Origin of the sequence: Caulobacter hibisci (genome assembly GCF_016135805.1) — a bacterium.
Classification (GTDB): Bacteria; Pseudomonadota; Alphaproteobacteria; order Caulobacterales; family Caulobacteraceae; genus Caulobacter; species Caulobacter hibisci.
The window spans coordinates 23,323-35,693 of record NZ_JADWOX010000020.1; the positions used below are offsets into that span (position 1 = coordinate 23,323).

Below are 12,371 nucleotides of genomic sequence, written 5' to 3' on the forward strand. Positions count from 1 at the left end.
GGGAGAGGGTGGCCTCCGAAGGAGGTCGGGTGAGGGGTCGATGATCCGGTCCGCCGCGTCGGTGGAGCGACCGGGTGCGGCCGTTTATGTTTGAGAGACCCCTCATCCGTCGGCTTCGCCGCCACCTTCTCCCGCAAGGGGAGAAGGGCTTGCGTGTCTGACTGCGCCCTCTAAACTCCCGTTCAAACAAACGTTGGGAGTGAAGCGCCGTGGCCGAGCCGTCCGCTCAGGAGCTGAATTCGGGCACCAAGCCGGTCGATCCGCGCCATGCGATCGACGAGGCCGCCCTGGCCGCGTGGCTGGAAGCCAATGTCGAGGGCTATGCCGGCCCGCTGGAGGTGCGCCAGTTCAAGGGCGGGCAGAGCAATCCCACCTACCAGCTGGTGACCCCGGCTAAGCGCTACGTCCTGCGCCGCAAGCCGCCCGGCAAGCTGCTGCCCAGCGCCCACGCCGTCGACCGCGAGTTCAAGGTGATCTCGGGCCTGCACCAGGCGAAGTTCCCGGTCGCCAGGCCCTACGCGTTCTGCATGGACGAAGGCGTCATCGGCACGATCTTCTACGTGATGGACAATATCGAGGGCCGCATCCTCTGGGACGGCAGCCTGCCGGACTACGAACCGGTCGAGCGCCGAGCGATCTACGAGGCCCAGATTGACACCCTGGCGGCCCTGCATAACGTGGACTACGCCGCCGTCGGCCTGGCCGACTACGGCAAGCCGGGCAACTACTTCACCCGCCAGATCGACCGCTGGACCAAGCAGTACCGCGCCAGCGAGACGACGAAGATCGAGGAGATGGACCAGCTGATCGACTGGCTGGCCGCCACGGCCCCGGCCGACGACCAGACCTCGATCGTCCATGGCGATTACCGGCTCGACAACATGATCCTGCACGCCACCGAGCCGAAGGTGATCGCGGTGCTGGACTGGGAGCTGTCGACCCTGGGCAATCCGCTGGCCGACTTCACCTACTTCCTGATGAACTGGGTGATGCCGTCCGACCAGCGCGGCGGCCTGGCCGAGATCACGGATCTCACCGCCTACGGCATCCCGACCATCGACGAGGCCGTGGCCCGCTACTGCGCCGCCACGGGGCGCGAGGGCCTGCCGCAGCTGGACTGGTACTTCAGCTACAACCTCTTCCGCCTGGCCGGCATCTGCCAGGGCATCGTCGGCCGCGTGCGCGACGGCACGGCGGCGAGCGCGCATGCGCAGCTGATGGAGGCCCGGGTGCCGGTGCTGGCCAAGGGGGCTTGGAGCTTCGCGAAGAGGGCGGGGGCGGCTTGACGGAGCAAGATGCTCCCCCTCTGGGGGAGCTGTCGCGGAGCGACTGAGGGGGTTCTGAGCGCCGCGCCGGCCCCCTCCGGCCCTTTGGGCCACCTCCCCCAGAGGGGGAGGATCTTGGCGAAAAGAAAATGGCGTGACAGCCCCGCCTCTACCCCGCCATCCTCGCGCCAAACGCCCCTGGGGAGGGGCAATCGTTCCAGAGGGGCTTATCCAATGCGCATCCGTACCCTGGCCGCCGCCGCGCTCGGCGTCGCGGCCGCCGCCCTGTCGTTCGCGGCGGCTCAAGCCGCCGGCCCGCTGACCTTCGTCCAGGCCGGCAAGCTGCTGGCGGATCCTGCCAGCGGCAAGGTCGAGAGCACCAAGACCGTGGTTCTGCAGGACGGCAAGGTGGTGCGCATCGCCGACGGCTATGTGTCCGAGCCCGGCGGGGTGGTGGTCGATCTGAAGGACCGCTTCGTCCTGCCCGGCCTGATCGACAGCCACGTGCACCTGACCGGCCAGCAAGGTCCCAATTCGCGCCTCGACGAGGTGACCCAGTCGTCGGCCGACCAGGCCATGGTCGGGGCCGGCTACGCCCGCAAGACCCTGCTGGCCGGCTTCACCACCGTCGCCGACCTGGGGGCCGACAACGACGCCATCTTCGCCCTGCGCGCCGGCATCAAGCGCGGCGACGTGGTCGGACCGAGGATCATCGCCGCCGGCTCGGCCGTGTCGATCCACGGCGGCCACGGCGACATCAACGGCTTCAGCGAAGAAGTCATGCACGTGCTGCGGCCGGAATCGGTGTGCTCGGGCGCCGACGACTGCCGCCGGGCCGTGCGCGAGCAGGTCTGGCGCGGCGCCGACGTCATCAAGATCACCGCCACCGGCGGCGTGCTGTCCAACACCGCCGCCGGCCTGTCGCAGCAGTTCAGCGACGGCGAGCTGGCCGCCATCGTCGAGAGCGCCCACCGCATGGGCCGCCGGGTCACCGCGCATGCTCACGGGGTGGACGGCATCAACGCCTTCCTCAAGGCCGGCGGCGACTCCATCGAGCACGGCACCTATCTCGACCAGGAGAGCATCGCCCTGTTCAAGAAGAACGGCGCCTATCTGATCCCGACCTTGATGGCCGGCGACTTCGTGGCCCGCATCGCCGCCAGCCCAGGCAACTTCTTCACGCCGGCCCAGACCGCCAAGGCCCTGGAGGCCGGTCCCAAGATGCTCGACATGGCCCGCCGCGCCCACGACGGCGGCGTCAAGATCGCCTTCGGCACCGACAGCGGCGTCAGCGCCCACGGCGATAACGCCTACGAGTTCGTGCTGCTGACGCGGGCTGGGCTGACCCCGATCGAGGCCATCCGCACGGCGACCGTCAACGCCGCCGACCACCTGGGGATCACGGCCGAGGTCGGCTCGCTGGCGCCGGGCAAGGCGGCCGACCTGATCGCGGTGGCGGGGGATCCGCTGGCCGACGTGTCGGTGCTGCAGAAGGTGGACCGGGTGATCAAGGGCGGGGTGGTGGTGAAGTAAATTCCCGGGGTCCCTCTCCCCTTGCGGGAGAGGATGGCCTCCCGGAGGGAGGTCGGGTGAGGGGTCGATGATCGGTTCCGCCGCGACGGCGGAGCGACGGGGCGCGGCTGTTCAAATCTGAGAGACCCCTCATCCGTCATCCTTCGGATGACACCTTCTCCCGCAAGGGGAGAAGGATTAGGAAACCCCCGCCAACACCCGCGCCAGCGCCTCTTCATCCTCGAACCGCGCCCGCACCGGCCAAGCCGCCACCCGCTCGCGCCAGGCCGGCGGCAGGCGGATCCAGTCCTTCTCCGTGGTGATCAAACTGGCGCCCAGGTCGCGGGCCCGTTCGGCCAGGCCTCGCAGGGTGTCTTCGCTATAGGCGCCATGGTCGGGGAAGGGGGCGAAGTCGACGAGGTCGCAGCCGGCGGCCTGCAGGGCGCGCTCGACCTTCCAGGGCTTGCCGACGCCCGCGAAGCCCAGCTGCGGTCCGCCGGGCGGCGGGGCCGACGGTTCCAACCGCGCGATCAGCACGGGCTTGGAGGCCAGCAGGGCCAGCAGTTGCGGATCGGCCTCCGGCAGGTCGGCTGGCAGTAGCACGATCACCGCGTCGGCGCGGGCCAGGCCGATGTCGAGCGGCTCGCGCATGGGGCCGGCGGGGAACACCCGGCCGTCGCCGAACGGCCACTCGTCGTCGCGGGTCTCGCCGTCGACCACCACCAGCGACAAGGTCTTCTTGAGGGCGGGGTTCTGGTGGCCGTCGTCCATGACGACGACCTGGGCGCCGGCCGCGGCGGCGGCCTTGGCGCCGGCGACGCGGTCGTGCGAGATCCAGATCGGGAAGTCCTGAGCCAGCATCAGCGGCTCGTCGCCGACCTCGCTGGCCTTGTGGCGGGCCGGATCGACTTGCAGCGGACCCTTCAGCGACCCGCCATAGCCGCGCGACAGGCCGTGGGCCGCCACCCCGCCGTTGGTCAGCACCAGCAGCAGCTCCCGGACGATCGGCGTCTTGCCCACCCCGCCGGCCGTGAGGTTGCCGACGCAGATCACCGGCGCGCCGGGATCCTGGGGGCTGGCCTTGGCGATGCGCCGGGCCGTGACGTCGGCCCACAGCCACGACAGCGGCGTCAGCAGGGCGCGGGTCAGGGGGGCGGGGCCGCCTTCGCGGCGATACCACCAGCGGGGGGTGGAAAGCTTCATGCGGCGGCTCCTGGCGCGAGGTTGGGCGGCACGAGGTCCAGGATGCGGGAGAGGCCGGCGCGGGCCGTGGCGTCGCGGGCCTCGACGAAGGCCTTGGCGCGAGCGGCCTGAGCCTTCAGTCGCTCGGGCGTCTCGAGCATCGCCGACAGGCGCGAGCACAGCACCGAGGCGTCGGCATAGGACACGCCCTCGACGGCGGCCAGGTCGCCGTAGGCGGTCAGCCAGTTCTCGACATGCGGACCCGAGACGATCGGGCAGTCCAGCCGCGCCGGCTCCAGCGGATTGTGGCCGCCGATGTCGGGCACCAGGCTGCCGCAGACCAGGGCCAGGTCGGCCAGGCGGTACCACAGGCCCATCTCGCCCAGGGTGTCGGCGATGATCACTTCAGCCACCGTCGACGGCGCCTGGCTGCGGCGCACGGCGTCGAGACCGCGCTCGCGGGCCATCTCCAGGATCGCCTCGCCACGCGCCGGATGGCGGGGCACGATCACCAGGCGCGGGGCCAGGTGGAAGCCGGCGACGGCGTCGAGCACGATCTCGTCTTCGCCCGGATGGGTGCTGGCGGCCAGCAGCAGCGGCCGGTCGGTCAGCTGGAAGCGTAGACGGGCATATTCGGCCTCGTCGACCGGCAGGGGCGGCGAGCCAAACTTCAGGTCGGCCTCGCCGGCCACGGTTCCGCCGAGGCTGGCGAAGCGGTCGGCGGCGCGGCCGTCCTGGGCCAGGATCAGGTCGAAGCCGGAGAACAGCCAGGCGGCCGCAAGGGGGCGCATGCGCCAGCTGTCATAGCTCTTGTCCGACAGCTTGGCCGAGACCAGGGCCAGCTTGACGCCCCGCTGCTTGGCGCCGAGCAGGAGGTTGGGCCACAGCTCGCTCTCGACGAACACGGCCAGGTCCGGCCGCCAGTGGTCGAGGAAGCGGGCCGCGCCGCTTGGCGTATCGACCGGCAGGTACTGATGGATGGCGCCCGCCGGCAGGCGCTTGGCCAGCAGTTCGGCCGAGGTGACCGTGCCCGAGGTGACCAGGATCGCCGCGTGCGGCCGCTCGGCCCGCAGGCGCTCGACCAGGGGCAGGATCGACAGGCTCTCGCCGACGCTGGCCCCGTGCAGCCAGACCAGCACGCCGTCGGGACGGGGGATCGCCGGCTTGCCCAGCCGCTCGTTCAGGCGGGCGGGGTCTTCCTTGCCCTTGTCCGCCCGGCGGCGCAGCAGGGCCGGGGCGAACGGGGTCAGGGCCGTGGTGGCGGCCCGATAGGCGGCCAGGGTGAAGGGCAGGCTCACACGCTGCCTTCGGCGGCGAGGGCGCAGGGGTGGGCGTGGCCGCCGCGCTCGATCTGGATCGTCGCGTGACCGATGCTGAACCGCTTGGCCAGGGCGCCGCAGACGTCGTGCAGGAACTGGTCGTGGTCGGCGTCGTCGGGGCGGACGATGTGAGCGGTCATGGCCGTCTCGGTGGTGCTCATCGCCCAGATGTGCAGGTCGTGCACCTCGGCCACGCCCGGCTGGTGCTCCAGCCAGTCGGCGACGGCCTTGGGGTCGATGCCGCGCGGGGCGGCGTCCAGCGCCAGGTCCAGGGAGTCGCGCAGCAGGCCCCAGGTGCCCAGCACGATGACCGCGACGATGGCCAGGCTGACCACCGGGTCGAGCCACAGCCAGCCGGTGGCCCACATGGCCAGGGCCGCGACCACCACGCCGGCCGAGACGGCGGCGTCGGCGGCCATGTGCAGGAAGGCCCCGCGCACGTTGAGGTCGTCCTTGGAGCCCTTCATGAACATCAGGGCCGTGGCGGTGTTGATGACGATGCCGATGGCGGCGACGATCATCACCGGACCCGTCTGCACGGGCTGGGGGTCGGCGAAGCGGCGCACGGCCTCCCAGGCGATGGCCCCGACCGCCACCAGCAGCAGGGCGGCGTTGGTCAGCGAGGCCAGGATCGTGCCCTTGCGCAGGCCGTAGGTGCGGCGACCCGTGGGCGCGCGCTTGGCCAGCACCGCCGCGCCCCAGGCCAGCAGCAGGCCCAGAACGTCCGACAGGTTGTGGCCGGCGTCGGCCAGCAGGGCCAGCGAGCCGGTGACGAAGCCGGCGACGGCCTCGGCGGCCACGAAGGCGATGTTCAGCCCGGCCCCGATCGCGAAGGCGCGCCCGAAGTCGGCGGGGGCGTGGCTGTGGCCGTGGCCATGTCCGTGATGATGGCCGTGCCCGTGACCATGGGCGTGCGCGCGGTCATGATCATGGTCGTGATCATGGTGGTCGTGGTCGTGGCCCGGATGGTCGTGCGGCATGGGGTCTACATCCCACCAAGGCGGGCGGGGATCAATCGTCCAGCAAAAGGAACCTCCCCCCGTGGGGGAGGTGATCGCGAAGCGATCGGTGGGGGGAGGCGATGCGAAGCTGGCCTCGTCAGCGAAAGCTGAAAACGTCCCCCCACCGGCCTTCGGCCGCCTCCCCCACAGGGGGAGGTTTCAGAGCCCGACGATCTCTTCGGCCCTGCGGGTCACGGCGGAAAGCCGGTCGGCCCATTCCTCCACCAGGCCCTCGGGGTCCTCGCCGCGGCCGGCGGCGGTGGGGCCGTCCCAGACCATGGCGGCCTTGGCGAAGGGCAGGGGGACCATGGTCTGGTCCCAGGAGCCCAGACGGATGCAGGGCTTGGCGGCCAGGCCGACGAACAGCACCGGGGCGCCGGTGAAGCGGGCCAGGGTGGGGGTGCCCTTCTCCATGTGCTCAGCCGGGCCGCGCGGGCCGTCGGGGGTGATGGCCATGCCGCCGCCGTCCTTCACCCACTTGATCATGTCGCGGAAGGCCTGCTCGCCGTGCTTGTTCTTGCCGAGATCGCTCTTCTTGGCCGACGAGCCGCGAATGGCCGGGAAGCCCAGCTTCTCCATGGTGCGGGCGATGAACTCGCCATCGTTGGACAGCGAGATCAGGGCCCGCATGTCCTGGCGGGCTGGGCTCTGCGGCCAGCTGAGGGGCGAGAGCGGTATGCGCGAATGCCACAGGCACAGGATCGCGCCCGTGCCCTTGGTGCGGCCTTGCGCCCACACGCCCTCGGCCTTGTCCTGGCCCTCGACGGTTAGGCGCAGGGTGGCGAACACCAGTTTCGTATAGCCGGCGAAGATCGAGGACAGGATCTTGATGACCAGGGGGGAACGCAGCGGCCTCAAGAGGCGGTCTCCTCGGAATCGGGCGTGGGCGCGTGGTCGAGGTCCTGGGCCTTGGCCAAGCGGGCATAGAGACCCTTGGCGCGGACCAGGCCGGCGTGGGTCCCGGTCTCGACGACGCGGCCCTTGTCGATGACGTAGATGCGGTCGGCGTGCTTCACGGTCGACAGGCGGTGGGCGATCAGGATCGTGGCGCGGCCGGCCATCAGCCGTTCCAGCGCCGCCTGCACCAGGGCCTCGCTCTCGGTGTCGAGCGCGCTGGTGGCCTCGTCGAGCAGCAGGATCGGGGCGTTCTTCAGGAAGGCGCGGGCGATGGCGATGCGCTGGCGCTGGCCGCCCGACAGGCGCGCGCCGGCTTCGCCGACCCGGGTCTGGTAGCCCTCGGGCAGGGCGCTGACGAAGTCGTGGGCGGCGGCCTGGGCGGCGGCGGCCTCGATCTCCGCGTCCGTCGCGTCCGGCTTGGCGTAGGCGATATTGGCGCGGATGGTGTCGTCGAACAGGAACGGCTCCTGGGTGACCAGGCCGATGCGGTCGCGCAGGGACGCCAGGGTCACCGACCGCACGTCGCAGCCGTCGACGCTGACCGACCCGCCGACGACGTCGTAGAAGCGCGGGATCAGGTTGAGGATCGAGCTCTTGCCGCCGCCCGAGGGGCCGACCAGGGCCACGGTCTCGCCCTGGCGCACGTGCAGCGACACGTCGGAGAGGGCCGGGGCGTTTTCGCCATAGGCGAAGTCGACATGGTCGAGGACCACCATGCCGTCGCCGGGCGGAAGGAGCGGGGCGCCGACCGGCTCGACGATGGTCGGCGCGACGTCGAGCGCGGCGAACAGCCGGCGGGCGGCGGTGAAGCCCTCGCTGAACACCGTCTGCAGGTTGGCTACCTGGCGCAGCGACTGGGCGGCCATCAGCAGGGCGGTGAGGAAGGCGAAGAAGGCGCCGGCGGTCAGGGTTCCGCCCAGGACGCCGGCGCCGGCGGTCGCCCGCCAGCCGGCATAGACGAAGACGGCGGCGACGATCAGGGTGGTGAAGGCCTCGGTGGCGGGGGCGGCCATGGCCTTGGCGTTGCTGCCCTTGATCAGGTGCCGCTGCCGGCGTTCGACCACGGCCTCGACGCGACCCTCCTCGTAGGCCTCGCGGTTCTCCATCTTGACGATCTTGATGCCGTCCAGGCTCTCCATGATCGCGGTCGAGAGGTTGGAGGTCTCGCCCATCGCGCCCTTGGCGGCCTTGGTGGTCTTCTTCGAGAAGCGCCGCATGATCAGGCTGGCCAGGGGAGCCAGCACGAGGATGCCGCCCGCCAGGATCGGGTCGAGGGTGAACATCACGTAGAGCGCGGCGATCACGGTCAGGAACTCGCGCACGTAGTTGACCACGCCCGTCGTGGCGGCTTCGCGGATCAGGCCGGCGTCGTAGAGCACCGAGGAGACATAGGATCCCGAATGGGCGCCGCGCAGGCGGGCGAGGTCGGCCCGGACCAGCTTGCCGAACAGCCGCACCTGCATGTCGCCGACGAGGCCGTTGCCGATGCGGCTGATCAGCACCGATTGCAGCACCTGGAACAGGCCGCGTCCGATCGCCAGGGCGGCGATGATGGCGGGAATCCTCAGGATGGCGCCGGGCTGGGGATGGGTGATCAGCTCGTCGATCGCCGGCTGAATGATCTGGGCCAGCTGGCCGCTCAGGGCCGCCACGGCCATGGCGGCGACCAGCGAAACCAGCAGGCCCTTCCAGCGCGTCCGCAGGAAGTCGCGCCAGACCCGCGCGGCCAGGGCGCGGTTGGAGGTCTCGGTCTCGGCGGCGTCGGTCATGGGCGAGGGGTCGGATTTCGCAGGAGGGCTGTCAAGGACGCCGGCGCCGCACCTCCCGGACAAAGCGACCAGAGCGGACCAAACGACACGGGGTTTTGCAATAAGGCCCGGCGGCACGTATCTAGGCGCGTTTTCAGAGGATCGCCACTTGGCCGGTTTCGACCTTTCCACGCGCTGGGGGCGCTTCAAGACCTATCTCCACTATCTGTGGAACGACCACGCCTATCTGCGCGTCGGCTTCACCAACGCCCACTGGGTCAGCCCCGAGCTCGTGCGCACCAACCAGCCGTGGCCGTTCCAGCTGGCCTGGTGGAAGAAGCAGGGCATCAAGACGGTGGTGAACCTGCGCGGCGGCTTCGACGGCAGCTTCTACGCGCTGGAGAAGGACGCCTGCGAGCGCCTGGGCATCAAGATGGTCGATTTCACCATCACCTCGCGCGAGGTGCCGATCCGCGCCCGCGTGCACGGCGCCAAGGAACTGTTCGAGACCATCGAGTACCCGGCCCTGATCCACTGCAAGTCGGGGGCCGATCGGGCGGGCATCATGAGCGTGCTCTACGCCCACTATCGCCTGGGCCTGCCGATCGAGGAGGCCAAGAAGCAGCTGTCGGGCCGCTACCTCCACATCCGCGAGGGCAACACCGGCGTGCTCGACTACACCTTCGACCAGTACCTGGAGCGCGGCGCGCCCAAGGGGCTGACCTTCACCCAGTGGGTGGACAGCGACGACTACGATCCGGTCGAGATGAAGAAGACCTTCCGCGCCGGCATGCTCGGCAAGATGCTGACCGACAAGTTGCTGCGGCGGGAATGAAGTCGTCCCTCTCCCCTTGCGGGAGAGGGTGGCCCCGCGGAGCGGGGTCGGGTGAGGGGTCTCTCAGAAATATCAGAAGTCATCGCCCGGCTTGTCCGGGCGACCCAAGCGGCGTGTCAGGACATGGCCGGCTCGGCTTGGGTCGCCCGCATAAAGCGGGCGATGACATCCGGAGAGGGGAGCGCGACCCCTCATCCGTCATCCTGCGGATGACACCTTCTCCCGCAAGGGGAGAAGGATCAGCCTTTACGCGACGCTCGGATCCAGCAGCTTGTGGGCGTGGATGATGAAATACCGCGCGTGGGCGTTGTCGACCGTGGCCTGGGCCTTGGCCTTCCAGGCGGCGTGGGCGTCGTTGTAAGTGGCGTAGGCGCCGACGAATTCCACCTTCGAGAGGTCGCGGAACTCGGTTCCGGCGACATCCTTCAGTTCGCCGCCGATAACGATATGAAGAAGCTGCTTGTCGGACATGGGGGAGCACGATCCTGCATAAATTATGATTATGGCAGGTCGATATGCCCGACGCGTGACAGGATCAACGGGTGAAGCGCCTCATTCGCGCAAACCAGGCTCGGAACCGTCGGATTCGGCTGGTTGTAGGCGAATTTTCCGCCGCGGTGGTCGGTAAGCAACGCTCCGGCCTCGGCGCAGATCAGGTCGGCGGCGGCCAGGTCCCACTCGCTTTTGGGGCTCAGCGCGATCGCCGCGTCGAAGGCGCCGGCCGCCACCAGGCAGATGCGATAGGCGATGGAGTTGCGCGCCTCGATCCGCATCGGCGGCCAGGGCGTGCGCCAGGCCGGGTGGCCGAACATCTTGGCGTCGCCCAGCATGGCCGAGCCTTCGAGCTCGGTGGTGAGGCTGGGAGCGATGGCCGCGCCGTTCAGGGTCGCGCCGCCGCCCAGGGTGGCCGCATAGGTCTCGTCCAGCGCGGGCGCATGGACCACGCCGACGATCGGCCGCCCGTTCTCGACCACGGCCACCGAAACGGCGAACCACGGCTTGTCCTTCATGAAGGCCACGGTGCCGTCGATCGGATCGACCACGAACTGGCGTGCAGTCTCGAGCCGGGTGGGATCGTCGACCGTCTCTTCCGACAGCCAGCCATAGTCGGGCCGGGCCGCGCGCAGGCGCTCCTTCAGCAGGGCGTCCACGGCCAGATCGGCGTCGGTGACCGGCGAGCCGCCTTCCTTCGACCAGATCTTCACGCCCTTGGCCCGGGCCGCCAGGGCCAGGGCGCCGGCCTCGCGGGCCGCGTCGAGGATCAGGTCGAGGTCGCTCATCATTTGCCCGCGATCGCCAGGCCGTCGACCAGGATGGACGGGCTGTTGCTGGCCCCGCGGATCTCCAGGTCCGAGCCGACCACCAGCCGGCCGTAGATGTCGATCAGATTGCCGGCCACCGTGATCTCGGTGACCGGATAGGCCAGCTCGCCGTTCTCGAACCAGAAGCCCGAGCAGCCCACCGACCAGTCGCCGGTGTTGCCGTTCAGAGACGGGCCGAACATCGAGGTGATGAACAGGCCATCCTTGGCCTGGCCCATCAATCCGGCCAGGTCGAGGTCGCCCGGCTCCAAGGTCAGGTTGTGGGTCGAGACCCCGGGCGGGCCGGCCGAGCCGCGCGAGGCGTGACCCGTGGTCTCCAGGCCCAGCTGGCGGGCGCTGGCGCTGTTGAGCAGCCAGGTGGTCAGCACGCCGTCGTCGATCAGGGCGCGCTGCACGGTGGCCACGCCCTCGTCGTCGAACGGGGCCGAGCCCAGGCCGCGCACCCGGTGCGGATCCTCGGTCAGCTGGACGCCGGCGGCGAAGATGCGCTGGCCCAGCTTGTCCTTCAGGAACGAGGTGCCGCGGGCGATCGACGGGCCGGAGATGGCGCCGATCAGCGGGCCGATCAGCGACATGGCCAGGCGGTTCTCGAAGATCACCGGGGCGGTGGTCGAGCCGATCTTGCGCGCGCCAAGTCGAGAGACGGCCTGGCGGCCGGCCTTGTCGCCGATGGCCTGGGGCGTGGGCAGGTCCTGCGCATGGCGCACCGACCGGCCCTCGCCGCCGCGCTCCATGCCCGCGCCCTCGCCGGCGATCGCCGAGGCTGAGATGCCAAAGCCGGTGGCCGCGTGCTGGCCGGAGAAGCCGTCGCTGGTCGCCAGGCGCCAGACGGTCGAGCTCCAGCTCGACGAGCCGCCGTCGGAATTGGTCACGCCCTCGACGGCGCGCGCGGCTTCCTCGGCCAGGCGGGCCTGGGACTCCAGGGTCTCGGCCGAGGGCTCGTAGGCGTCGACCAGGTCGAGCGCGGGGAACGGACCCTTGGCCAGGTGGTCCTGCGGGGCGAAGCCGGCATAGGGGTCTTCGGGGGCCAGGCGGGCCATGGCCACGGCGCGCTCGATCAGCTTGGCGCGGGACTCGGGGCTGACGTCGGAGCCGGAGACGGTGGCGCTGCGGCGACCGACGAAGACGCGCAGGCCCAGGTCCCGGGCCTCCTCGCGTTCGACTTCTTCGAGCTCGCCCAGGCGCACGCCCACGGAAAGCGACTGGCGCTCGGCGAACACGGCCTCGGCGGCGTCGGCCCCGGCCTTGCGCGCGGCGGCGACGAGGTCATGCAACAGATTTTCGTCCATG

Annotated in this window: 11 protein-coding genes; 3 read left to right on the forward strand and 8 right to left on the reverse strand. The window is 70.3% G+C overall.

The annotated features are described in order from the left end of the window. The first annotated feature begins 209 nt into the window (after window positions 1–209). Together I4Q42_RS21490 and I4Q42_RS21495 are read left to right on the forward strand one after the other, a co-directional pair. Complete coding sequence (locus I4Q42_RS21490; protein ID WP_198578144.1) at window positions 210–1,286, forward strand: phosphotransferase family protein; 1,077 nt, start codon at window positions 210–212, stop codon at window positions 1,284–1,286. Between the two features lie 213 nt (window positions 1,287–1,499). Then, window positions 1,500–2,798 carry a metal-dependent hydrolase family protein gene (locus I4Q42_RS21495; protein ID WP_198578145.1) on the forward strand — a complete coding sequence of 433 codons (1,299 nt, stop codon included), beginning with the start codon at window positions 1,500–1,502 and terminating at the stop codon, window positions 2,796–2,798. 177 nt (window positions 2,799–2,975) lie between these two features. Here the strand turns inward: I4Q42_RS21495 and lpxK are convergent, their stop codons facing one another. The 5 genes from lpxK to I4Q42_RS21520 form a co-directional block, all read right to left on the reverse strand. Continuing rightward, window positions 2,976–3,980, reverse strand: a complete 1,005-nt coding sequence (lpxK, locus tag I4Q42_RS21500; RefSeq protein ID WP_198578146.1) for a tetraacyldisaccharide 4'-kinase — start codon at window positions 3,978–3,980, stop codon at window positions 2,976–2,978. Then, window positions 3,977–5,257, reverse strand: a complete 1,281-nt coding sequence (locus I4Q42_RS21505) for a 3-deoxy-D-manno-octulosonic acid transferase (RefSeq protein WP_332873128.1) — start codon at window positions 5,255–5,257, stop codon at window positions 3,977–3,979. The genes lpxK and I4Q42_RS21505 overlap by 4 nt, the downstream gene beginning before the upstream one ends. Continuing rightward, window positions 5,254–6,258: a cation diffusion facilitator family transporter gene (locus I4Q42_RS21510; protein ID WP_198578147.1), complete on the reverse strand. Its 1,005-nt coding sequence runs from the start codon at window positions 6,256–6,258 to the stop codon at window positions 5,254–5,256. The genes I4Q42_RS21505 and I4Q42_RS21510 overlap by 4 nt, the downstream gene beginning before the upstream one ends. Window positions 6,259–6,438: 180 nt before the next feature. After that, window positions 6,439–7,137 (reverse strand): lysophospholipid acyltransferase family protein, encoded by a 699-nt coding sequence (locus I4Q42_RS21515; RefSeq protein ID WP_198578148.1) that lies wholly within the window; start codon window positions 7,135–7,137, stop codon window positions 6,439–6,441. Then, the gene (locus I4Q42_RS21520) at window positions 7,134–8,945 is read right to left on the reverse strand and encodes an ABC transporter ATP-binding protein (protein ID WP_198578149.1); all 1,812 of its coding nucleotides are present in this window, start codon (window positions 8,943–8,945) and stop codon (window positions 7,134–7,136) included. The genes I4Q42_RS21515 and I4Q42_RS21520 overlap by 4 nt, the downstream gene beginning before the upstream one ends. A 148-nt stretch (window positions 8,946–9,093) precedes the next feature. Between I4Q42_RS21520 and I4Q42_RS21525 the strand changes: the two genes are divergently transcribed. Then, entirely contained in the window at window positions 9,094–9,759 is a 666-nt protein-coding gene (locus I4Q42_RS21525) for a fused DSP-PTPase phosphatase/NAD kinase-like protein (RefSeq protein ID WP_198578150.1), read from the forward strand. Between the two features lie 246 nt (window positions 9,760–10,005). Here the strand turns inward: I4Q42_RS21525 and I4Q42_RS21530 are convergent, their stop codons facing one another. Genes I4Q42_RS21530 through I4Q42_RS21540 form a run of 3 tightly spaced genes read right to left on the reverse strand, consistent with a single transcriptional unit; the run spans window position 10,006 to window position 12,370 of the window. Continuing rightward, entirely contained in the window at window positions 10,006–10,230 is a 225-nt protein-coding gene (locus I4Q42_RS21530) for a DUF4170 domain-containing protein (protein WP_198578151.1), read from the reverse strand. Between the two features lie 29 nt (window positions 10,231–10,259). Further along, window positions 10,260–11,039, reverse strand: a complete 780-nt coding sequence (locus tag I4Q42_RS21535) for a 3'(2'),5'-bisphosphate nucleotidase CysQ (protein WP_198578152.1) — start codon at window positions 11,037–11,039, stop codon at window positions 10,260–10,262. After that, window positions 11,039–12,370, reverse strand: coding sequence for a TldD/PmbA family protein (locus I4Q42_RS21540; protein ID WP_198578153.1), 1,332 nt, complete (start codon window positions 12,368–12,370; stop codon window positions 11,039–11,041). The genes I4Q42_RS21535 and I4Q42_RS21540 overlap by 1 nt, the downstream gene beginning before the upstream one ends. Between the last annotated feature and the right edge of the window lies 1 nt (window position 12,371).